Source organism: Ferrovibrio terrae (assembly GCF_007197755.1).
Taxonomy (GTDB): domain Bacteria; phylum Pseudomonadota; class Alphaproteobacteria; order Ferrovibrionales; family Ferrovibrionaceae; genus Ferrovibrio; species Ferrovibrio terrae.
In genome coordinates this window covers 1,163,639-1,185,974 of record NZ_CP041636.1, presented here as the reverse complement: position 1 = coordinate 1,185,974, position 22,336 = coordinate 1,163,639, and the positions used below count along the sequence as shown (strand labels likewise).

The 22,336-nt window shown below is 63.9% G+C and carries 24 protein-coding genes; 11 read left to right on the top strand and 13 right to left on the bottom strand.

Features of this window, described 5'->3' with window-relative positions; genetic code table 11:
* Positions 1–4: 4 nt before the first annotated feature.
* Positions 5–1,273, bottom strand: a complete 1,269-nt coding sequence (locus FNB15_RS05740; protein ID WP_185973730.1) for a DUF2927 domain-containing protein — start codon at positions 1,271–1,273, stop codon at positions 5–7.
* Between the two features lie 166 nt (positions 1,274–1,439).
* Between FNB15_RS05740 and FNB15_RS05735 the strand changes: the two genes are divergently transcribed.
* Entirely contained in the window at positions 1,440–2,576 is a 1,137-nt protein-coding gene (locus FNB15_RS05735) for a glycosyltransferase family 4 protein (protein ID WP_246068800.1), read from the top strand.
* A 58-nt stretch (positions 2,577–2,634) separates the two neighbouring features.
* Here the strand turns inward: FNB15_RS05735 and FNB15_RS05730 are convergent, their stop codons facing one another.
* The gene (locus FNB15_RS05730; RefSeq protein WP_185973729.1) at positions 2,635–3,663 is read right to left on the bottom strand and encodes an amino acid ABC transporter substrate-binding protein; all 1,029 of its coding nucleotides are present in this window, start codon (positions 3,661–3,663) and stop codon (positions 2,635–2,637) included.
* 230 nt (positions 3,664–3,893) lie between these two features.
* Between FNB15_RS05730 and thrS the strand changes: the two genes are divergently transcribed.
* The 3 genes from thrS (at position 3,894) to FNB15_RS05715 (ending at position 7,568) form a co-directional block, all read left to right on the top strand.
* Positions 3,894–5,882, top strand: a complete 1,989-nt coding sequence (gene thrS / locus FNB15_RS05725; protein ID WP_144067786.1) for a threonine--tRNA ligase — start codon at positions 3,894–3,896, stop codon at positions 5,880–5,882.
* A gap of 58 nt (positions 5,883–5,940) precedes the next feature.
* Complete coding sequence (gene infC, locus FNB15_RS05720) at positions 5,941–6,483, top strand: translation initiation factor IF-3 (protein ID WP_144067785.1); 543 nt, start codon at positions 5,941–5,943, stop codon at positions 6,481–6,483.
* 89 nt (positions 6,484–6,572) lie between these two features.
* Complete coding sequence (locus FNB15_RS05715; RefSeq protein ID WP_246068799.1) at positions 6,573–7,568, top strand: NADPH:quinone oxidoreductase family protein; 996 nt, start codon at positions 6,573–6,575, stop codon at positions 7,566–7,568.
* A gap of 4 nt (positions 7,569–7,572) precedes the next feature.
* Here FNB15_RS05715 and FNB15_RS05710 read toward each other — a convergent pair whose 3' ends face one another.
* From FNB15_RS05710 to FNB15_RS05675, 8 genes are all read right to left on the bottom strand, one after another.
* Positions 7,573–7,788, bottom strand: a complete 216-nt coding sequence (locus FNB15_RS05710; RefSeq protein WP_144067784.1) for a hypothetical protein — start codon at positions 7,786–7,788, stop codon at positions 7,573–7,575.
* Complete coding sequence (locus FNB15_RS05705) at positions 7,785–8,393, bottom strand: nicotinate-nucleotide adenylyltransferase (RefSeq protein WP_144067783.1); 609 nt, start codon at positions 8,391–8,393, stop codon at positions 7,785–7,787. Before FNB15_RS05705 ends, FNB15_RS05710 begins: the two co-directional genes overlap by 4 nt.
* 28 nt (positions 8,394–8,421) lie before the next feature.
* Positions 8,422–9,699, bottom strand: a complete 1,278-nt coding sequence (locus FNB15_RS05700) for a glutamate-5-semialdehyde dehydrogenase (protein ID WP_185973728.1) — start codon at positions 9,697–9,699, stop codon at positions 8,422–8,424.
* Positions 9,696–10,811, bottom strand: a complete 1,116-nt coding sequence (gene proB, locus FNB15_RS05695) for a glutamate 5-kinase (RefSeq protein WP_144067782.1) — start codon at positions 10,809–10,811, stop codon at positions 9,696–9,698. Before proB ends, FNB15_RS05700 begins: the two co-directional genes overlap by 4 nt.
* The gene (obgE, locus tag FNB15_RS05690; RefSeq protein ID WP_144067781.1) at positions 10,804–11,853 is read right to left on the bottom strand and encodes a GTPase ObgE; all 1,050 of its coding nucleotides are present in this window, start codon (positions 11,851–11,853) and stop codon (positions 10,804–10,806) included. Before obgE ends, proB begins: the two co-directional genes overlap by 8 nt.
* A 94-nt stretch (positions 11,854–11,947) precedes the next feature.
* A complete protein-coding gene (rpmA, locus tag FNB15_RS05685) occupies positions 11,948–12,208 on the bottom strand; it encodes a 50S ribosomal protein L27 (RefSeq protein WP_144067780.1) in 261 nt (86 codons plus the stop codon).
* 30 nt (positions 12,209–12,238) lie between these two features.
* The gene (rplU, locus tag FNB15_RS05680) at positions 12,239–12,547 is read right to left on the bottom strand and encodes a 50S ribosomal protein L21 (protein WP_144067779.1); all 309 of its coding nucleotides are present in this window, start codon (positions 12,545–12,547) and stop codon (positions 12,239–12,241) included.
* A gap of 87 nt (positions 12,548–12,634) precedes the next feature.
* Complete coding sequence (locus FNB15_RS05675) at positions 12,635–13,171, bottom strand: thermonuclease family protein (protein ID WP_144067778.1); 537 nt, start codon at positions 13,169–13,171, stop codon at positions 12,635–12,637.
* Positions 13,172–13,278: 107 nt separating this feature from the next.
* Here FNB15_RS05675 and FNB15_RS05670 point away from each other — a divergent pair, with 107 nt between their 5' ends.
* Together FNB15_RS05670 and FNB15_RS05665 are read left to right on the top strand one after the other, a co-directional pair.
* A complete protein-coding gene (locus tag FNB15_RS05670; RefSeq protein ID WP_246068798.1) occupies positions 13,279–14,244 on the top strand; it encodes a diacylglycerol/lipid kinase family protein in 966 nt (321 codons plus the stop codon).
* A 25-nt stretch (positions 14,245–14,269) separates the two neighbouring features.
* On the top strand, positions 14,270–14,617 hold the full coding sequence (locus tag FNB15_RS05665) for an antibiotic biosynthesis monooxygenase family protein (protein ID WP_144067777.1): 348 nt from the start codon (positions 14,270–14,272) through the stop codon (positions 14,615–14,617).
* 6 nt (positions 14,618–14,623) lie between these two features.
* Here FNB15_RS05665 and FNB15_RS05660 read toward each other — a convergent pair whose 3' ends face one another.
* From FNB15_RS05660 to FNB15_RS05650, 3 genes are all read right to left on the bottom strand, one after another.
* Entirely contained in the window at positions 14,624–15,055 is a 432-nt protein-coding gene (locus tag FNB15_RS05660; RefSeq protein ID WP_144067776.1) for a tellurite resistance TerB family protein, read from the bottom strand.
* A 68-nt stretch (positions 15,056–15,123) separates the two neighbouring features.
* Entirely contained in the window at positions 15,124–17,898 is a 2,775-nt protein-coding gene (locus FNB15_RS05655) for an ATP-dependent DNA helicase (protein ID WP_144067775.1), read from the bottom strand.
* Positions 17,899–17,903: 5 nt separating this feature from the next.
* Positions 17,904–18,539: a S24 family peptidase gene (locus FNB15_RS05650; RefSeq protein ID WP_144067774.1), complete on the bottom strand. Its 636-nt coding sequence runs from the start codon at positions 18,537–18,539 to the stop codon at positions 17,904–17,906.
* 149 nt (positions 18,540–18,688) lie between these two features.
* Here FNB15_RS05650 and FNB15_RS05645 point away from each other — a divergent pair, with 149 nt between their 5' ends.
* From FNB15_RS05645 to FNB15_RS05625, 5 genes are all read left to right on the top strand, one after another.
* Positions 18,689–19,126 (top strand): hypothetical protein, encoded by a 438-nt coding sequence (locus tag FNB15_RS05645; protein WP_144067773.1) that lies wholly within the window; start codon positions 18,689–18,691, stop codon positions 19,124–19,126.
* 82 nt (positions 19,127–19,208) lie between these two features.
* Positions 19,209–19,448, top strand: a complete 240-nt coding sequence (locus tag FNB15_RS20925; protein WP_185973727.1) for a hypothetical protein — start codon at positions 19,209–19,211, stop codon at positions 19,446–19,448.
* A 29-nt stretch (positions 19,449–19,477) separates the two neighbouring features.
* A complete protein-coding gene (locus FNB15_RS05635) occupies positions 19,478–21,100 on the top strand; it encodes a portal protein (RefSeq protein ID WP_144067772.1) in 1,623 nt (540 codons plus the stop codon).
* Entirely contained in the window at positions 21,097–21,324 is a 228-nt protein-coding gene (locus tag FNB15_RS05630) for a Bbp19 family protein (RefSeq protein WP_144067771.1), read from the top strand. Before FNB15_RS05635 ends, FNB15_RS05630 begins: the two co-directional genes overlap by 4 nt.
* A gap of 54 nt (positions 21,325–21,378) precedes the next feature.
* Positions 21,379–22,101, top strand: a complete 723-nt coding sequence (locus FNB15_RS05625; RefSeq protein ID WP_144067770.1) for a capsid assembly protein — start codon at positions 21,379–21,381, stop codon at positions 22,099–22,101.
* Positions 22,102–22,336: the final 235 nt, after the last annotated feature.

Here is a 22,336-nt window from a genome sequence, read left to right as displayed (position 1 = left end):
CGTCTTATCTAGCGGCTTCGGCGGCCGGTTTCCATGCTGCCGCGCGGCGCACGGCCTCCTGCTGCTCGGCCGGGGGCAGGTTTTGCATCAGCGCCTGCCGGCTGCGTTCGGCCGAGGCGACATTGCCACGTGCCGCCAGCGTGAACCAGGTCAGCGCCGCCACGCGATCCACCGGCACGCCGAGGCCGTCACGCAACATAACCGCGTAGTTGTTCTGCGACACTGCATGGCCAAGCTCTGCATTGCGACGATAGAGCACCGCGGCGCGTGCATTGTCCTTCGGCATATAACGTCCGCTGCCCAGCGCATGGGCCAGATCGAAACGCGCGACGACATCGCGGGTGGCCGAGGCACGCTCGATCCAGGCGGCCATGCGCGCCGGATCCTTCGGCATGCCATAGCCCTGCCAGGCCGCTTCGGCCAGATACATCATCGCGCGCACATTGCCGCCGGCCGCCGCTTTGTCGAGATCGGCGATCACGTCGCGCAGCACGGGCATCGGATCGGTCTTGGCCGGTGCACGCGGATTAAGTGCGCGGCGGTTTGCCTCGATCAGGCTGTCGACAATCGTCAGCGCGGCAAGCCGTGACATCGCCGGCCGGATGCGCGGATCATACAGGCTCCGCAGCATCACGATATCGGCCTCGGTGATCTCGGCCATATGGTCGCCAACGTGATAACTCAGCACCGAATGCAGGCGGTGCGGATGATTCATCAGGCCGAAGCCATGCAGGATCTCGTGCCGCACACAGCGTTCCAGGCTGGGCGCGGCGAGATTGATCTGCAGTGCCGCCCACTGCATGTGGCCACTGGTGTTGAAATTGTAGGTCAGGAAACAGACCGCCTTGCGGTCGCCGAGGTTGAAGCCGGCGACATTGCGGAAAGTGATGGCGTAGTTGGCTTCGCTTGGCGCCCTGGCCGCGCGCACCTCGATGCCGGCCAACGCGGCCTGCTGCTGCAGCGTTGCGATGGCGAAGTTGATGGCATCGGGCCGTGAGCGCAGGCCTTCGATCTTATAGATGATCGGCTTTTGCCATTTCACGATCATGCCGACCGGATCGTAAGTGCCGCCATAGGCGACATCCTCGCGGCTGGCCGACAGCGCGCTGGCATCGAAACCGCGCAGGATGTCGTCATGTGTGGGCGTCTGGCCCGGCACCTGGACCAGGGCAAAGGAGGTGCCGAGGCCGGCCAGCAGCAGGGCCCAGACGAGCACAGCGACCAGCGCCATCGTCATCGCACCCCGCCGGATCAGGCTTTTTGCAGGCCGCATGCCGTTATTCCTCGCCTCATGCCCGGCACGGCCTTGCCAGCCGCGCGGCTTTGCGCTACCCGGCAGGCGGCCTATACTTGCCTCCCTCCCGCCCTTCAGCGCGCTCATGTCAGATATTCCGATTTCTACTGCAGACCAGTCCAGTTCGGGAAGACCGCCTGCGGTGATGCAGGTGCTGCCCGCGCTGGTTACCGGCGGCGTCGAGCGCGGCACTGTGGATACCGCCAAGGCGCTGGCGAAGGCCGGCTGGATGTCCTACGTCGTCTCGGCCGGCGGGCCGATGGTGCGCGAGCTGGAACGCGCCGGTGCCAGGCACATCACCCTGCCGGTGAACAGCAAGAATCCTTTCGTGATGCGCAAGAACACCGCGCGGCTGGAAGAATTGATCCGCAGCCTGCCGGTCGATGTGGTGCATGTGCGTTCGCGCGCCCCGGCCTGGTCGGCGCGCGCGGCAGCCCTGCGCTGTGGCGTGCCACTGGTCACCACCTTTCACAATGCCTACAAGTCGCACAGCTGGTTCAAGAAGTTCTGGGCCAACCCGATGTCCAAGGGCGACATCGTGGTGGCGATCTCGGATTTCGTCGCCGATTACGCGAATTCGGCTTTCGGTGTGCCGCGTGCGCGCCTCGTCACCATTCCGCGCGGTACCGATCTGGTCAAGTTCGACCCGAACCGCATTTACCCCGAGCGCATGTCTAACCTGCAGCAGCAGTGGCGCCTGACCGACGGCCTGCCGGTGATCCTGCTGCCGGGCCGGCTGACGCGCTGGAAGGGGCACACGGTTCTGCTGCGTGCGCTCAAGATCCTGGCCGAGCGGCATGACGGCAAGCAGGATTTCACCGCTGTGCTGCTGGGCTCGGGGCGCGACGGCTACCGCGCCGAGCTGGAAAGCCTGATCGTGCAGTACCGGCTGGACCGCAGCGTGCGCATTCCGGGCGACGGCAAGGACATGCCGGCCGCCTATATGCTGGCCGATGTGGTGGTGTCGGCCTCCACCTTCCCTGAAGGCTTCGGCCGCGTCGCGGTCGAGGCGCAGGCGATGGGCAAGCCGGTGATCGCCACCGATCATGGTGGCTCGCGCGAAACCGTGCTGCCGGGCGGCGAAACCGGCTGGCTGGTCAAGGCCGGCGATGCCAAGGCGCTGGCCGATGCGCTGGATGAGGCCCTGCACCTGACGCCGGAACGCCGCATGGAAATTGCCGCCCGCGCGCGTCGCCATGTCAGTGAGAACTTCACCGTGGACGCAATGTGCGACGCTTATATCAAGGTCTACACCCGCCTGCTGTTTCCCGAACACCGCTGAAAAGCAGATGGCCGGAGCGTAAACCCCGGCCATCGTGATGCATTCAAAGTGATGTGTGTTAGCGCAGCGGGATGGCGTACATCAGGCCGCCCCTGGTCCACAGGTCGTTCAGGCCGCGCTCCAGCTTCACCGGGCTGCCCTTGCCCAGGTTGCGCTCAAAGCTTTCGCCGTAATTGCCGATCTGTTTTACGATCCAATAGGCCCATTTCTCATCCAGGCCGAGCGCCTTGCCATAGCCCGGCGTGACGCCGGTGAAGCGCTTGATCACCGGGTCCTCGCTTTTCAGCATCTCGTCGACATTCTGTTGCGAGATGCCGAGTTCCTCGGCCTCCTTCAGCGCCAGCAGGGCCCATTTCACGATCTGATACCACTGGTCGTCGCCCTGGCGCACCATCGGGCCCAGTGGCTCCTTGGAAATGCGTTCGGGCAGGATGATGTAATCATCCGGCGGGTTCAGTGCCGTGACGCGCACCGCGGCCAGCTGCGAGGCATCGGTGGTGTAGACATCGCAGCGGCCGGAGCTGAAGGCAGCGATGTTTTCATCCACCTTCTCGATCACCACCGCCTTGAAGGTCATGTTCATTTTGCGGAAATAGTCAGAGAGATTGAGTTCGGTGGTGGTGCCGGGCTGCACGCAGACAGTCGAACCGTTCAGCTCCTTGGCGGATTTGACACCCAGCTTCTTGTTCACGATGAAGCCCTGGCCGTCATAGAAATTGACGCCGGCCTCGCGCAGGCCCAGCGATGCGTCGCGCAGCAGCGTCTGCGTCACGTTGCGGGTCAGCACGTCGATCTCGCCCGACTGCAGGGCGACGAAGCGCTGCTGCGCGGTCAGCGCGGTGTATTTGATCTTGCTGGAATCGCCGAACACGGCGGCGGCCACGGCGCGGCACATGTCGACGTCGATGCCGGTCCAAAGGCCCTGGCTGTCGGGGGCGGAAAAGCCGGCGACACTGCCGTTGACGCCGCATTGCACGAAGCCCTTGGCCTTGACGGCATCGAATGTGGCGCCAGCCAATGCGGCCGGGCTGATGGCGGCCAGACCGGCGGTTGCCAGCATGGCAGCGAAAATGGTTCTGATACGCATGAAAAATGCCCCCTGTTTTTGCGACGGTTGATCCGTCTGGTTATGCGAGGTCCATGCCAGCATATTCCGCCCGCCAGACCCAGCGGATTCGTGCCGGCCGCCGATCACTGGCGCTGAAAGCGGCAGTCCGCCCCGGCGCCTGCCTGCAAACCGTCCGGCGGGACGGGGCGGCGCGCTTGACAGAGGGGGCAGGGCGGCTAGGCTGCGCCCCCTTGGAGGTCCCCTAAACCATGTCGAATCCAGCCATTTCCGCCGCCGAAGTCCGCGTCACCCTGCCCGATGGCAGTGTGCGAACTTACGCGGGCGGCAGCACCGGTGCGGATGTGGCGGCCAGCATTGGCGCCGGCCTGGCCAAGGCGGCGCTCGCCATCCGTCTGGACGGCCAGCTCAAGGACCTCAAGACGCCGATCAAGAGCGATGCGAAGCTCGAGATCGTCACCATGAAGGACAAGAACGAGACCGAGCTGCTTGAGTTGCTGCGCCATGACGGCGCGCATGTGATGGCGCAGGCGGTGCAGGAACTGTTCCCCGGCACGCAGATCACCTTCGGGCCATCGACGGACGACGGCTTCTATTACGACTTCGTGCGCGACGAGGCTTTCACGCCGGACGACTTCACCAAGATCGAACAGCGCATGGCCGAGATCGTGAAGCGCGATCTGCCGATCACGCGCGAGGAATGGGCGCCGGAAAAGGCGGTCGAGTACTTCAAGTCGATCGGCGAGACCTACAAGGCCGAATGGGTCGCTGAGATTGCGAAACGCGGCGAGGCGATCTCTATCTATCGTCAGGGTGATAGCTGGCTCGACCTCTGCATGGGGCCTCACTTGCCCTCGACCGGCAAACTGCCGCCGGTGTTCAAGATCATGAAGGTGTCGGGTGCCTACTGGCGCGGCGATGCCAATAACCGCCAGCTGCAGCGCATCTATGCGACCGCCTGGCGCGACCAGAAAGAACTCGACGCTTACCTGAAGCGCCTCGAAGAGGCCGAAAAGCGCGACCACCGTCGTCTCGGCAAGGAGATGGGCCTCTTCCACCAGCAGGAAGAAGCCGCCGGCATGGTGTTCTGGCATCCGAAGGGCTGGACGCTGTACCGCACCCTCGAAGCCTATATGCGCCAGCGCCTGGAAAAGGCGAAGTATGTCGAGGTGAAGACGCCGCAGCTGGTCGACCGCAAGCTGTGGGAGGCTTCTGGTCACTGGGAGAAGTTCCGCGAAAGCATGTATATCGCGGAAAACGAAGAGGGCATCCGCGACTTCGCCGCCAATCCCGACGAGCGCATCTTCGCGCTGAAGCCGATGAACTGCCCCTGCCATGTGCAGATCTTCAACCAGGGCCTCAAGAGCTATCGCGACCTGCCGCTGCGCATGGCCGAATTCGGTTCGTGCCACCGCTTCGAGCCGGGCGGTGCGCTGCATGGCATCATGCGCGTGCGCAACTTCACCCAGGACGACGCACATATCTTCTGCACCGAAGACCAGATCATTTCGGAGAGCAAGATTTTCTGCGACCTGCTGCAGTCGATCTACAAGGACATGGGCTTCGCCGAGATCAAGGTGAAGTTCTCCGACCGTCCTGCCAAGCGCGCCGGCTCGGACGAGACCTGGGACAAGGCCGAAAACGCGCTGAAGGATGCCTGCGTCGCCTCTGGCCTCGACTACACGCTCAATCCCGGCGAAGGCGCCTTCTATGGTCCGAAGCTGGAATTCGTGCTGCGCGATACCATCGGCCGCGACTGGCAGTGCGGCACGCTGCAGGTCGACTTCGTGTTGCCCGAGCGTCTGGATGCCGACTATGTCGGTGCCGATGGCGCCCGCCATCGCCCGGTGATGCTGCATCGCGCGATCCTTGGCAGCTTCGAGCGCTTCATCGGCATCCTGCTCGAGCAGTATGCCGGTCGTCTGCCGCTGTGGATGTCGCCGCTGCAGGCCGTGGTCGCCCCCATCGTGTCGGATTGCGATTCTTACGCGCAGCAGGTTGCCGACCAGCTCGATGCCGCCGGCATGCGCGTCGATACCGACCTGCGCAACGAGAAGATCAACTACAAGATCCGCGAGCTCAGCCTGGCCAAGGTTCCGGTCATCCTGGTGGTCGGCAAGAAGGAGGCGGAACAGGGTACCGTGACCCTGCGGCGCCTCGGGACCGAGCAGCAGGAAACCATTGCGTTGGCCGACGCGATTGCTAGATTGTCGGCCGAGGCCCGGATGCCGCAGGGTTGAATCCTGCCCCTTTCGCCTTAACTAACTGATTTCCTTGTAACTACTTCAGGAGCGCGTCATAGCCCGTCCCCCGTTCAATGCCCCGCCGACACCGAAAACCGATGGTCCGCGGGTCAATTTTGAGATCGACGTCCCGAACGTCCGCCTGATCGACGCCGTTGGCGAAAATCGTGGCGTGGTTTCCATCCGTGAAGCCCTGCGTCTGGCCGAAGAGGCCGGACTTGATCTCTGCGAAATCTCGCCCAACGCCGATCCGCCCGTCGCCAAGATCCTCGATTACGGCAAGTACAAGTACGAGGCGCAGAAGAAGGCGGCTGAGGCGCGCAAGAAGCAGAAGATCATCGAACTCAAAGAGATCAAGCTGCGCCCAATGATCGACACGCATGATTATGACGTGAAGATGAAGGCGATGGTGCGCTTCCTTGAAGAAGGCGACAAGGTCAAGGTGACCCTGCGTTTCCGTGGCCGCGAGATGGCGCACCAGGAACTCGGCATGAAGCTGCTGGATCGCGTGCGCGATGATCTCGGCGACAAGGCCAAGATGGAGCAGACGCCCAAGATGGAAGGGCGGCAGATGACCATGGTAATGGCTCCGAAATAACCGGGGCTTCGATGTGGCGCCGATGCAAGTCGGCGCCATTTCTGTATCTGCAGCATCAAAAACAGATTCAAAAAATCAGGGAGTGCGTCATGTCGGCAGCGGTGAACGTGAAGGCGATGGTCTGTGAAGCCTGGGGTGGGCCGGAGAGTCTGGCGCTCAAGGATCTCGCGCTGCCCGCACTTGGCGCAAAAGATGTACGCATCAAGGTGCATGTCGCGGGGCTCAATTTCCCTGACACGCTGATGATTACCGGCAAATATCAGATGAAGCCGGCTTTCCCGTTTGCGCCGGGTATGGAATGTGCGGGTGAGATCATTGCGGTGGGCGAGAAGGTGACCGATGTGAAAGTCGGCGATCGCGTGATGGCCACCACCGGTCATGGCAGTTTCGCCGAACAGGTGCAGTGTCCGGCCAGCAACGTGTTCAAGATTCCCGCCAGCATGCCTTATGAGGCGGCGGCTGGCTTTCCGATCACCTACGGCACCACCTATCACGCGCTGGTCGATCGCGGCCGTATGAAGCCGGGCGAAGTGCTGCTGGTACATGGCGCTGCCGGTGGTGTTGGGCTGAACGCGGTCGAACTTGGCCGCGAACTCGGTGCCACCGTGATCGGCACGGTCGGTTCTGATGAAAAGGCCGCCATCGTGAAGGAATATGGCGCGGCGCATGTGATCAACTATTCGACAGAAAGCATCAAGGATCGCGTGAAGGAACTCACCGGCGGCAACGGCGCCGATGTGATCTACGATGCGGTCGGCGGCGATGCCTTCGACCAGTCGTTACGCTGCATCAACTGGGACGGTCGCCTGCTGGTGATCGGCTTCGCGTCCGGGCGCATCCCGGAAGCGCCGGCCAACCTGGCGCTGATCAAGGGCTGCAGCATCGTCGGCGTGTTCTGGGGCGCATTCGCGGCGCGCGAGCCGGAAAAGAACCGCGCCAATTTCGCGGCGCTGCTGGCGCTCTACGAGCACGGCAAGCTCAAGCCGCACGTCTCGCAGAGCTTCGCGCTCGATCAGGTGCCGCAGGCAATGGCGGCTCTGCTCTCGCGCAAGACCACCGGCAAGGTGGTCATCAAGGTGAGCTGAAGACTTACTTCACTTCGAGTTCGGCGAGCCACTGCGGCAGCGGGCCGCCGAGGTCGTAGGTGATCAGCTTGCCGTATTCCACGGCGGTCATGTTGTTGGGCTTGTCTTCGAGCACTTCCACCTTGGGAAAGCGCTTGGCAATGCTCGCCTTGTCGGGCGCATTGATGATGGCCCAGAGGCCGGCCGAACCGTAATCATAGGTCACGAGAAAGCTGTTCATACGCGTCCTCCCGGTTTTCGCTGGGCACGGATCGCCGTTGCGCTCAGCGGATTAAGCTTGGACTTCAGCAGCAGGAAGGCCGGGGCTGTTTTGCCGGCCAGGGCTGCCGCATCATAGCGCGGCAGGCGATGGCGCGACAGCCAGCGGGCCGCCGGGCCCTGCAGGGCGGTCAGATTGAAGCCCGGTCGGTCGAGCACGGCAATCGGCATGGTCCGCGCGATGCCCCGCCAGTCCTGCCAGCGGTGGAATTGCGCCAGGTTGTCCGCTCCCATCAGCCAGACAAACGCGGCCTGCGGGTAATGGATGGTCAGGCGCCGGAGGGTATCGGCCGTATACCGCGTACCCAGGGTGGTCTCGATGGCGGTGACCCGGATGTGCGGATGCGCTGCCACGGCCTCGGCCTGCTCAAGCCGCCGGTCCAGCGGCGCCATGCCGCGCGTGGATTTCAGCGGGTTCTGCGGGCTGACCAGCCACCAGACCTGATCCAGCTTCAGCCGGTGCAGTGCGGTCAGGCTGATCTCGCGATGCGCCGCATGGGCAGGATTGAACGACCCGCCGAGCAGTCCGATGCGCAGTCCGATGGAGGAACCCAGAGGCGGGATCATGCGGGGCTTGCTCGCTCCGTCTTGTCGTTCAGGGCCGCGTCTGCCCGGTGCCGTGCACGCGATATTTGAAGGTGGTGAGCTGCTCCACGCCGACCGGGCCGCGCGCATGCATCTTGCCGGTGGCAATGCCGATCTCGGCGCCGAAGCCGAATTCCGCGCCATCGGCGAACTGCGTCGAGGCATTGTGCAGCAGGATGGCGCTGTCGAGCCGGTTCATGAACTGGGCGGCGTGATCGGCATTCTCGGTCAGGATTGCTTCGGTATGGCTGGAGCCATGCGTGGCGATATGCTCGATGGCGGCATCCAGATTGTCCACCACGCGTACGGCGATGATGGCGTCGAGATATTCGGTGGCCCAGTCCTCTTCGGTGGCAGGCTTGACGCGTGCATCCACCTTCCTGGTGTCGGCATCGCCGCGCACTTCGCAGCCGGCGTCCAGCAGCATGGTGACCAGCGGCGCCAGGTGTGATTTCACGGCGGCGCGTTCGACCAGCAGGGTTTCAGCCGCACCGCAGACACCCGTGCGGCGCAGTTTGGCGTTCAGTACGATTGATTTCGCCATGTCGAGCGTGACGCTCGCCTCGACATAGACATGGCAATTACCTTCCAGATGCGCAAAAACCGGCACGCGGCTTTCCGACTGTACACGCGCCACCAGCGACTTGCCGCCGCGCGGCACGATCACGTCCAGCCAGTTCGCCGCCGTCAGCATCGCACCGACCATCGCGCGATCCGTGGTAGGCACGAGCTGGATCGCGGCCTCAGGCAGGCCCGCCGCTTTCAGGCCTTCGACCAGGCAGGCATGGATCGCCCGGCTGGACTGGAAGCTTTCAGAGCCACCACGCAGGATGCAGGCGTTGCCGGCTTTCAGGCAGAGTCCGCCGGCATCGGCCGTCACATTGGGGCGGCTTTCATAGATCACGCCGATCACGCCGAGCGGCGTGCGCACACGTTCGAACTTCAGACCGTTCGGCCGCGTCCAGTCGGCGATCACGGCACCCACCGGATCGGCAAGGTCCGCGATCTCTTCCAGCCCCTGCGCGATGGCGGCGATGCGCTTGCCGTCCAGCATCAGACGGTCGAGCAAAGCTGTTGTCAGGCCCTTCGCCTTGCCGGCAGCCATGTCTTCGGCATTGGCGGTGAGAATTTTCTGCTCGCTGTTGCGAAGGACAGTCGCGGCAGCCTTCAGCGCAGCATTCTTCTGTTCGGTCGATGCAGTGGCCAGCACGCGGGCGGCAGTCTTGGCTGCCGCGCCCATCTGGTTCATCAGGGCGGATGTGTCGGTGATCGCAATATGCGCCGTCATCGCAGCACCAGTTCGTCACGATGGATCATTTCGTCGCGGCCACGGTAACCGAGAATGTCTTCGATGTCGCCAGATTTGTGCCCCTTGATCAGGCGTGCGTCTTCATCGGCGTATGCCGACAGACCCACCGCGATCTCGACGCCATCTGTCGAACAGACGCGCACCAGATCGCCGCGCTGAAAACGGCCGTCGACATGGGTCACACCGGCAGGTAGCAGCGAGCGGCCCGAGCGCAAGGCCTTCACCGCGCCATCATCCAGCGTCAGCGTGCCCTGCGGATTCAGATGGCCGGCGATCCACTGCTTGCGCGCCGCCGCCGGTGTCGAATGGGCATGGAACCAGGTGCAGCGGCCGCCGTCGCGCACGTTCTTCACCGGGTGCATCTGCTTGCCGTTGGCGATCACCATGGCGCAGCCGGCGCCGACCGCGATCTTGGCGGCGACAATCTTGGTGATCATGCCGCCACGGCCGAGACCGGAGCGTGATACACCGGCCATCGCCTCAATCTCCGGCGTGATCGCTGCAATCTCGGACAGGAACTTTGCGGACGCATCGACACCGGGATCGGCGGTGTAGAGCCCGTCGATGTCCGACAGCAGCACCAGGCAGTCGGCCGAGATCATCTGCGCCACGCGGGCGGCCAGACGGTCGTTGTCACCGAAGCGGATTTCGGCGGTAGCCACCGTGTCATTCTCGTTCACCACCGGCACGGTGCCGAGCTTCAGCAGCGTATTCACGGTTTCGCGGGCATTCAGGTAATGCCGGCGCGATTCCGTATCGCCCAGGGTGAGCAGCAGCTGCGCGGTCTTCAGATCGTGCTTGCTCAGCGCATCCTGCCAGGCCGACGAAAGGCGGATCTGGCCGGCCGCCGCCGCCGCCTGACTTTCCTCCAGCCGCAGCGCCTTGCCGTTCAGGCCCAGGATGCGACGGCCGAGCGCGATGGCGCCGGATGACACCACCAGCACTTCCTTGCCGTCAGCCCGCAGTGTCGCGATGTCATCGACCAGGGCGGCCAGCCATGCGGCACGCAGCTCGTTCTTCTCGGTATCGACCAGCAGCGACGAGCCGACCTTGATGACGACACGCCGCGCCTTGTCGAGATGGCTACTCATCGCCGCTCTCGACCTCGCCAACCTCGATTCCTGCGGCTGCCTTCTCGGCGGCGCGCGCCTCGGCGATGATGGCGAACAGCTGCGTCGACACGACGTCGACGCCTTCGCCGGTGACGCCTGACAACGCCAGCACCGGGCGCTTGGCCGAACGCTTCAGCTTGGCGATCTTCTCTTTCAGTTCGTCGGCCGGAATCGCATCGATCTTGTTCAGGCCGATGATCTCGAGCTTCTTGTCGAGCCCGCCGCCATAGGCCTTCAGTTCCTTGCGGACCAGCTTCCAGTCCCTGACCGGATCCTCTGACGTGCCGTCCAGCAGATGCAGGATCACCGCGCAGCGTTCGACATGGCCGAGGAAGCGATGGCCGAGGCCCGCACCTTCGGCGGCGCCCTCGATCAGGCCGGGCAGATCGGCCAGCACGAATTCGCGGTCGTTCGCCTTCACGACGCCCAGCTGCGGCTTCAGCGTGGTGAAGGGATAATCGGCGATCTTGGGCTTGGCGCGGCTGACGCGGCTCAGGAAGGTCGACTTGCCGGCATTGGGCAGGCCGACCAGGCCGGCATCGGCGATCAACTTCAGCCGCAGCCAGATCCACTTTTCCTCACCAGGCCAGCCGGGCGAGTTACGACGCGGCGCGCGGTTGGTGGCCGACTTGTAGTGTTCGTTGCCGAAGCCACCGTCGCCACCCTTGCACAGCAGCACGCGCTGGCCGAGCTCGGTCAGGTCGGCGAGCAGCGTCTCGTTATCCTCGGCGAAGATTTGCGTGCCCTTCGGCACTTTGAGGATCACGTCGTCGGAATTGGCGCCGGAGCGCTGCCGGCCAGAGCCATGGCCGCCGCGCGCGGCACGGAAATGCTGCTGGTAGCGATAGTCGATCAGCGTGTTGAGGCCATCGACGCATTCGGCCCAGACATCGCCGCCCTTGCCGCCATTGCCGCCATCCGGGCCGCCATGCTCGATGAACTTCTCACGGCGGAAGCTGATGGAGCCGGGTCCACCCTGTCCGCTTTCAACATAGACCTTGGCCTGATCGAGGAATTTCATCGGGAGGTTTCACTTGGTGCAGAAAACGAAAAAGGGGAATGGCCTGCGCCATTCCCCTTGATCGATTGTGATGCTTGCGGGAAGGCGCGTTTACTTACGCCTCCGACGGGAGCACCGAAACATACGAGCGGCTGCCCTTGCCGTCATGGAACTTCACGACGCCGTTGGCAGTGGCGAACAGGGTGTGGTCCTTGCCCATGCCCACGTTCTTGCCGGCATGCACCTTGGTGCCGCGCTGACGAACGATGATGTTGCCGGCGACAACGGCTTCGCTGCCGTACTTCTTGACGCCGAGACGCTTGGACTGGGAGTCGCGACCGTTACGCGAAGAGCCGCCAGCTTTTTTATGTGCCATGGAACTGTCTCCTTAAATCTGTCTGAGCGCTTAGGCAGCGATCTCGAGGATCTTCACCGCGGTGTAGCGCTGGCGATGACCGTTCTTGCGACGCGAATTCTGCCGGCGGCGCTTCTTGAAGATGATCAGCTTCGGACCGCGGGTCAGACCGACGACTTCCGCTGTCACCTTGGCATTGGCGACATCCTTGCCGAGCTTGACGTCGCCGCCATTGCCGATGGCCAGCACCTGGCCGAATTCGATCTTGTCGCCCGCCTCGCCGGCCACCAGTTCGACCTCGAGCACGTCGCCCGCTGCCACCTTGTACTGCTTACCGCCGGTCTTGATCACTGCGAACATATTGATATTCCATAAGAAAGTGGCAGCGCCGGCCGTCCGGTGCCGCCTGAATTCGAGGGGCGCACTATAGCCGGGGGGGAGGGTCTGTCAACCCCGGATTCGGCCACTTCCAGCCGCATTATCGTTCGCCGGTTTGGCGCGCCGGTTCTGCTCTTTTTGGGCGCGGCGCCAGTCCCAAGCCGGTACGGCTCGAACGGAAGCCGCCCAGACCCCGTTACCCAGCAGCTGGGCCTCCCATTCGGCGGCCTCATAATCCCGGCTGTAGGCCAGGTAGGCCCAGGCGAGGCCAGCCCGCACCATGGCCCGGTTCAGATCTTCCCCGCCAGCCTCGCAGACCGCCACCACCCGGCCATAGCGGTCGCGATCCTTCTCGGAGCAGGTGACCGGACGGCCCGCAATCAGGCGCCGCAGATGCGCGGCAGCTTCCTGACCGCATAGCCAGTCTATGTTATCTCTTTGGCAATGCTGGGATTTCTCCGGGGCATCGATGCCATGCAGGCGGTAATTCACCTGGCCGATCTTGATGGTGTCGCCGTCCAGCACCCGAATTTCGGACGCGGCCGCCAGCACGGGGACGGCCATCAGGAGGAGAAAGACGACAAGCCGAATCGCATACCATGTCATGCAGTCGGCTTAGCATAACCTGGTATGCTGGCCCAGAAGTGTTAACGGGGCCGACTGTCATAAAACCATTGCTGCCCCGGCGCGCAAAAATCTGCTATCCGGCCGACATGCCCGGGTCACCGCACGCGACCTACCGCCGGCGCCTGCTGGTGATCTACAACCCGACCGCCGGAGCCGGCCAGCTCGGGCGGCGCAAGCGCGCGCGACTCGAAGCCTATCTCGACCTGCTGGAAGATTCCGGCTGTGCGGTGGAGTTCCGCCCCACGGCCAAGCGAGGCGACGCCGAGACCTTTGCCGCCGAAGCTGTCGCTGAAAAATACGATGCCGTGGTGGCTGCGGGCGGCGACGGCACGATTGGCGAAGTGGCGAACGGTCTGCCAGCGAACAGCGCGCCGCTTGGTATCTTTCCGCTGGGCACCGCCAATGTGCTGGCGATGGAGATTGGCTTGCCGCTCGATCCTCCGGCAGTGATGCGTGCCGTGCTGCATGGGCCGCAGACCATGATCTGGCCCGGCTTTGTGAATGACCGCCTGTTCACCATCATGGCCGGCGTCGGTTTCGATGCGCATGTGGTGCGCGATCTGCCGCCGCAGATGAAACGCTGGTTCGGCAAGGCGTCTTACGTGATCGAGAGTCTGCACCAGCTCGCGGCCTATAACGTGCCGCGCTATCGCGTCGGCATTGATGGCAAAGATTACGACTGCGCTTCGGCCGTCGTCGCCAAGGGGCATTTCTACGGCGGCAAGTTTATCTGCGCGCCGCATGCGCGGCTGGATGATCCGTCGTTTGAAGTCTGCCTGTTCAGGATGGGTGGTCGCATCGGCGCAGCGCGCGCGACCGTGGCGCTAACGCTCGGCTTGCTGCAAAAGCTGCCCGAGATCGAACTGGTGCGCGGACACGACGTGACGATCACTCTTCTTGGCACAGGCCTCGACGGCGAGCCGGTGCAGGCCGATGGCGATATCGCCGCCACACTGCCAGCACATGTCAGGATCGGCAGCCGGCCGATCCCACTGATCCTGCCCAAAGGCAGCACACTGGCCCCGGATGTGATAAGCAGGGCGGCAGAATAATCCTTCCAGCAGAGGATTCGCTGCCATGTCTGCCGCCGGCTTCGCCAGCACGCCCAAGCCACCCTATTACGCCGTGATCTTTTCCTCGCAACGCACCGAAGGCGACAACGGCTATGGCGCCGCTGCCGACCGCATGGCCGAACTGGCTGCGCAGCAACCCGGATTTCTGGGTATGGAAAGCACGCGCGGTGCCGACGGTTTCGGCATCACGGTGGCCTACTTCGACACTGAAGAGAATATCCGTGCCTGGAAGCGCAACATGGAACACGCGGCCGCGCGGCAGAAGGGCCGTGAGGTCTGGTATGCGCATTACGAGATTCGCATCGCCAGGGTCGAGCGCGCCTATAACTTCAAGGCGCCGCAGATAGATTGATAGGGCTCAGCCCTTCGGAATATCGCCCGGCAGGCGTTTGTAACGCACGCCGGCGCCGCGTTCGATGGCGGCGGCATGCAGGCGTTCGACGCGCAGTTCGTGCCGCAACATCTCCAGCCAGCGCAATTCCTCCTGCCGGCCATGGCCGTCGACGGCGACGATGTCGCAGGCCAATGCATAGGCGGTTTCGCACCAGTCGGTCGGCAGGGCTTCCTTCACCAGGCCCAGTGCAGCATCGACACCGTCATCCTGGTCCAGCAGCGCAACGCAGTCGCCGACCGCCACCTGCATGGCATCCAGGCCATAGCCGCGGAAAATCGGCAGATGCCGCACGGCGGCGTCGATGGCGCCCACCTCGGTATCCTTCAGCTTTCCGTCGGCCACGGCGGCGATCACCATGGCATAGATCAGGGCATTCTGTGGCGTGATGGTCGACATGGATGAGTGTTTCCTCGGGCGGGAGACCCCGCCTAACGGGACAATACGGCGAAACAATGACTGACAGCTTACGCGAGATTCTGCTGGCCGCCAGTGCTGGCGCGCATGCTGTTCAAAAAAGCCGCCGTCTCGGCCACGGCCTCGCGGATGCCGATGCGTTTCACCTCGACGCTGGCCGGAAATGCCGACAGCAGACGAGACGGAAGCTGAGCATCCAGCACGACAAACACGCCGTAATCGTCGGCGCGACGCAGCAGGCGTCCATAGGCCTGCTTCAGTTTCAGGCGCGTCAGCAGATCGTCATAGGCCTGGCCGCCGAAGGCTGACTTGCGCGCCTTGTGCAGCAGGTCCGGCCGGGGCCACGGCACGCGGTCAAATACGGCGAGGCGTAAGGAGGCGCCCGGCACATCGACGCCATCGCGCATCGCATCGGTACCCAGCAGGCAGGCGTGTTCCTCGGCACGGAAGATGTCGACCAGCGTGGCGTTGTCCAGCGGATCGACATGCTGCGCATACAGCGGCAGCCCGGCTTCGGCCAGCGGTCTGATGACGCGCTTCTGTACCGCGCGCAGACGGAAGATCGCCGTGAAAAGCCCAAGCGCGCCGCCGTTGGCGGCGAGAAACAGTTCGCGGTAGGCGGCGGCCACCTGGTCCATCGCGTCGCGCCGCACGTCGGTGACGACGAAAATGCGCGTGCGGTTTGCGTAATCGAAGGGCGAGGGGAAAGCGGCACGTCGCGCAGGCTGCGGCAGATGCCGCGCGCCGCTGCGGATCTCGGCGCTGTCCCAGGCGGCCTCGGGCGAGGCATCGGCCTTGGCCGGCGCGATGTCGCGCAAAGTGGCGGATGTGATCGCCACGCCATGCGCCGGCTTCAGCACGGCGCCGGCAAAGGGCAGCATCGGATCGAGGTAATGGCGATAGAGGCCGAGATCGAGGTCGCGACCGTCGATGCGCTCCAGACCGAACCAGTCCACGAAAGCTGCCGGTGTTTCGGTCTGCAAGTCGAGCAGCATGCTGCGCCAGGCGTCCAGCGTCATCTTGCGCCGCAGCAGGCCGCGCAGCGCGCCTTCGATGCGCGAGCGCGTGGCGGTGTCCAGCTCGGCAGTCTCGTCCGCCAGCATGTCGCTCAGGGATTTCGTCAGCGTGTTCACTGGTTCCAGCACACGGTCGATGCCATGAGCGAAGTCCATTGCTGCATCGATCAGGCCGTTCACCGGTTCTTTCGTCGGACATTCCAGTCCATAGGGGCTGTCCGGCTGCGCGCTGCGCGCCAGGATCTGCTGGCGCGCGCGGGCCAGAAACTTCTCGCCCTGGCCCATCGGATTGCCCTCGCTGAGCCGCGCCAGCCAGCCTTCACCCGGCAGGCAGCGCGCCATTTCCACCACGGCCTCAAGTGCCGTGCGGCCGCGTTCGTCCTGCGCCACCAGGTCGCCAATGCGGTTGGCAATGCCGCGTGCACGGCTTCGGCGTCCGCCTTCAGGGCCGCGCAGCCAGCGCCGTAGGTCGACGCCTTCCATGCCGGTCAGATGTGCGGCGAAAGCGCTGTCGGCGGCTTCAAACAGGTGATGGCCTTCATCGAAGACATAGCGCAGCGGTTTCTGCGCATCGTCTTCGCCCATGGCAGCCTGGATCATCACCAGCGCATGGTTGGCGATCACCATCTCGGCCTTGCGCGACTTGCGCACGGCGCGTTCGATGAAGCATTTGCGATAATGCGGACAGGCGGCGTGGATGCATTCACCGCGCTGGTCGGTCAGACCTAAAGTGCGGTTACGGCCATGCAGATCGGCGGCCCAGGCGGGAAAATCGCCGCCGGCCAGATCGCCGTCGCGCGTCGCGCTGGCCCAGCGTGCGATCAGGCTGAGCGGCACCATATCCTGTGGCCGCGCTGCGCCGCCCTGCGTCGCGTCTTCCAGATTCAGCAGGCAGAGATAATTCTCGCGGCCTTTTCGGATCACGACTCGACCCTGCTTCTCGGCAGGGTCGGGGAACAGGCGGTCGAGTTCGTGATCCAGCTGGCGCTGCAGGTTCTTGGTATAGGTCGAGAGCCAGACCGTGCCGCCATTCTTCTCGGCCCAGACGCTGGCCGGCGCGATATAGCCCAGTGTCTTGCCGATGCCGGTGCCAGCCTCGGCCAGCACCATTTCCGGCATGCCGATCACTTCGCGCGGCGCAAAGGCCTGTGCCACCGTGGCGGCATAGTCGGCCTGCGTCTCGCGCAGCTCTGCTGTGGTGCCGAGCAGCTGCGCCAGCCGTTCGCGCGCTTCCGTCGGCGACACCGATTGCGTATCGGGTGGCGGTGGTGGCGCGTAGTCGACCCACTCGGGCAGCTCCTGCCAGACATCCAGCCCACCGAAGCCGCCGCTCGGTGCCTGTGTTGCTTCCGGGCCCAGTCCGAGCAGCAGATACGACGCCCAGGGCCAGCCAGCCTTGTTCAGTAATTGCGCCAGTCGCATCGAACGACGCAGCGCGCGCGGCTGCTGGCGCGGCAGGTCTTCCAGCAGCATCTGGGCGGCATGATGCAGATACTGCACAGCCTCTTCGTCATCGGCGGCGTCGAGACTGAGGCGTTCCAGCAGGCCATGCGGTGTCGGCAGACAGAAGCGCGCCGGTCGCACGAAGGCAAACAGGTCGAGCAGGTCGAAGGCCATGAAGGGCTCGACGCCCAGTTTCGCGGCCGTGGCCTTGAAATGCACCAGCAGGGGTGGCGTGGCGCGCGCGCGGCGCGCAGCGGTATCGGGCGATAGTTTTTCGAGATGGCCGTTCTCGAACCACCAGGCAAAGCCTCCACCGGCCACCAGCGCCGGCAGTCGACCGAGCGCGGCTGCCAAGGAGTCCGTCATTGCGATTACTGTGCCGCCCAGACGATGCGGGCGATCCAGGCGATGTCGTGCACGTCGAAGCCGCGTTCAGGATAGGCGGGATTGAAAGAGGAGAGTTCGATGCGGGTGAGTGTGCGGCGCGACAGCAGTTTGCACATTACTTCGCCCTGCATGGTCTTGGCGATCACGCGGTCGCCGCGGCGCACGCTGGCGGCCGGTGACACGATCACGATGTCGCCGTCGCGATAGACCGGCAGCATGCTGTCGCCGCTGATTTCCAGTGCATAGGCCTGCGGATCGCCAATCTCGGGGAAGGGCACCTTCTCCCAGCCTTCGCCGGTCGGGAAACCGGCATCATCGAAGAAACCGTCCTTGCCGGCCTGCGCCAGACCGATCAGCGGCACACGCTGCACGCTACGCGGCACACCGCCGCTTTCGCTCAGCAGGTCCATGAATTCCGGCACGCTGGCCCCGGTCGCCTCGATCACCTTGGCGATCGATTCCGTCGATGGCCAGCGCTGCTTGCCATCGCGGGAAATCCGCTTGGACCGGTTGAAGGTGGTGGGATCAAGCCCGGCTTTGCGGGCGAGGCCCGACGCGGTCAGGTCATAGCGTTCGGCAAGGCCATCAATGGCAGCCCAGATCGCGCGATGTGTCAGCATGGGAAGATTGTCTTGCAAATCAACGAATTTGCATACAGGAATATTATCTGATTATAAGATTGACATAAGAACATAACAGGAATTATAATCTGTCTTTAGGCGTGAAAGTCGCCTGTGTTCTGCTCGCATCAGGTCTGGATGTGAAACAGATGAGCGAAAATCCAGCTAAACCCGGACTCCAATCGCCAGCTCTGGCTGTGCCAGGGCCTGCACGGCCGGAGCGGGCTGTTGTGGTATTTGCCGAAGAAACGCGGCTGCCGAAGTTACGCCGGCTCAAGCCCGGCTACCGGCACTGCTATGCCTATATGGCCCTGCCGGGTGGCTGGGTTGGTATCGATCCTCTGGCATATATGACTGAAATAAAAGGATTTTATGATTGGCCCACAGAAGCCGACCTAGCTGGGCATCTGCGTGGGCTGGGACAATGCGCCCTGACGGTGCCGGTGCTGACGCCGCCGCGTCGGCTGGCACCGCCGTTGCCGTTTTCCTGTGTCGAGGTGGTCAAGCGTCTGATCGGTCTGCAGAGCTGGCAAATAAGAACACCATGGGAACTATTTCTCTGTTTGCGGAAAATATCCCTTGATTGAGGGTTTGTTTTGTTCTATATATCCTTCTCACAGGAACAAATAGCAAACATCTTCAGTCGATTATCAGAAGGGATTTGCCGCCATGGGTGGGATTTTCAGTTCTCCATCACCGCCGCCACCACCGCCCCCGCCCCCGCCGCCGCCGGCACCGGTCGAAAGCGCGGCCGAGGTGGCCGAGAAGGCGGCGCGCGAACGCCGCCGTCGTGCCCAGGGCGAAACCATTGCCACCTCCTGGCGTGGTGTCACTGACACCGACACCGAAACGCTCGGCGGTGCGGCCCCGAGCAGCAGCCGCAGCAGCAAGCGCCTGCTCGGCGAATGAGGACAACAGGTATGTTGGCAACAGACCGCATGACCATACGACAAGAACCGGAACACGATCCCGAAAAGGATCCGCTGCGTCCCGAGGCGCTGCGCCGCCGCTATGACCGGTTGCGCAGTCAGCGCAGCGCCTGGGAGGCGCTGTGGCAGGACTGCTACGACTATTCATTACCGGCACGTCGTCCCAATCATGCCCCGGGCAGCAGTAATGCGGGCCGCGTGGCCGAGCGCCTGTTCGATGCCACGGCGGCCGATGCAGCCGAACAGCTGGCAGCGACGTTGCTGGCGCAGCTGACACCGCCCTGGTCGCGCTGGTTTGCTTTCCAGCCTGGTCGCGATGTGCCGGAAGAGCAGCGCGGTGCGATGGCCAGTGCACTCGACCGCGCCGCCGAATTGCTGCAGGCGCAGTTTGACCGCTCGAATCTCGCCGTTGAGCTGCACCAGGCAATGCTGGATCTCGTCGTCGCCGGCACGGCCTGCCTCGCCTGCGAGGAAGCGGGTTTGGGTGAAACCAGCGCGTTCCGCTTCAACGCCGTGCCGCTCAGCGACCTGGTTCTTGATGAAGGCGGCACCGGGCGGCTCGATACTGTCTTCCGCCGTCAGGAACTGACGCTTGAACAGCTCGGTCAGCGGTATCCCATGCTGGAGCAACAGGCGTGGTTTACATCGCGCCGTCAGCGCGAGCCGGATGCGCGGCTTGGTATTCTCGATTGCCTGCTGCCTGCGCCCGCGCCGCGGCATGGCTGCCTGTTCGCCACCATCCTTGAAGACGGCACGCTGGTGGACGATGCACGTCTGCTGACGGCCGGGCGTTTTGACCAGGCACCGTTTATCGCCTTCCGCTGGCTCAAGGCGCCGGGCGAAGTCTATGGCCGCTCGCCGGTGATGAAGGCACTGCCCGATATCAAGACGGCAAACAAGACGGTCGAACTCGTGCTCAAGAATGCTTCGATTGCCGTCACCGGCATCTGGCAGGCCGACGACGATGGCGTGCTCAATCCTGCCAATGTGAAGCTGGTGCCAGGCGCGATCATTCCCAAGGCGGTCGGTTCGTCCGGTCTGACGCCGCTTGCTGCGCCCGGTCGCTTCGATATCTCGCAGATCGTGCTCGATGACCTGCGTGGCCGCATCCGCCATGCCTTACTGGCGGATCGCCTCGGCCAGGTTGATGCGCCGCGCATGACGGCGACCGAGGTGATGGAACGTTCGGCCGAGATGGCGCGTCAGCTCGGTGCCACCTTCGGCCGCCTGCAGTCGGAACTGCTGACGCCATTGCTGTTGCGCGCAGTGGCGATCCTGCAGCGCCGCGGCGAGATCCCGCGCTTCGCGCTGGATGGTCGTGAAGTGGCGCTGGTGCAGCAATCGCCGCTGGCACGCCTGCAGGCGCAGGGCGATGTGCAGGGTGTGCTGAGCTGGCTCCAGCAACTGCAGGCGCTGGGGCCCGCCGCAATGCAGGTGGTCGACAGTGTTGCGGTGGCGCGCTGGCTCGGCCGCACACTCGGCGTGCCCGGTGAATTCCTGATCGAGGCAGGTGAAGCAAAAACCGAGGCTGCCCAGAACGAAGCCGGAGTCGGGGCCTCGCTGCCACAACTGCAGCAGATGCTGCAGCAACTGGGTGGTGGCGCCCAGCAGCCGACGGGGGCCGTGCAATGAGCGACATGATGAGCGGCCCACTGCAGGGCGATCTGGCGTCTGCCTTTGCACGCTGCTTCCGCGGCAGCGACGGCGAGCGCGTGCTGATGCATCTGCGCCGCATCACCATCGAACGCCGGCCAGCACCCGACTGCAGCGAAGCCGAATTGCGGCATCTGGAAGGACAACGTCATCTCGCTGCGTACATCCAGCAGCTCGTCGCACGCGGTCAGCTCGGTTCGTGAAACCGCTTTGGAACATTTCAGGATCACTGAAAATATTTTGGAAAGGGACATGCAATGACGGCCAACCTGCTCGAAGCGGAAGTGCAGACTGAAGGCGGCGCGGATGCGGTGCCGGAGAAGTTCCGCGATCCGCAGACCGGCGCGATCCGCGTCGATCTGCTGGTGAAATCCTATCGCGCGCTTGAACAGAAGCTCGCCGGCATGGTGTCCGTGCCGGGCGACGACAGCGACGACGATGCACGGCTGCGCTTTAACCGCGCACTCGGCGTGCCGGACTCGCCAGATGGCTATGAGATCACGCTGGCCAATCCGGCACTCTCCACCGACGCCGAGGTGAACCGCCGCCTGCATGAGGCCGGTTTCACCCCGACCCAGGCGCAGCTGGTTTACGACCTTGCCTGCGATCATGTCGTGCCGCAGCTGCATCGCATGGCCGGCGAATACCGTCAGCGCGGCGAGCGTGACCGCCTGCTGCAGCGCTATGGCGGCGAGGCGCGCTTCTCCGAGACGGCACGGGCGCTGGAAGCCTGGGGTCAGCGCAACCTGCCGGAATCGGTATTCAACGCACTGGCCTCGTCTTACGAAGGCATCTGCGCACTGGAATCGATGATGCAGAACGGCGATCCGGCACTGACCCGCGGTGCCGGCGGTGGCGATGCGGCGCTCAGCGAAGACCAGCTGGTCGGCATGATGCGCGACCCGCGCTACTGGAAGAAACGCGACCCCGAATTCCTCGCCAAGGTCACTGACGGCTTCAAGAGGCTGTATCCGGGCTGATCGCGTTCGGCTGGCCCCGACGACAGCAGGGAGACCTGCATCGCGGTGGCCGGCTGTCCTCTCTTTTCACGTGCCGACCGACAACCGCAAACGGGATTTTCCGGCGGCCGGATGGCACGGCGGCGACAGCGCCCCGGCTTTACGCGGACGGGACAACGCTGCGGGCCGCACGAACCGGCCAGTTCGTCCCACAGGGCAACCGGCTTTTGTGAACCGATGACGAAAAGGAGCGTCA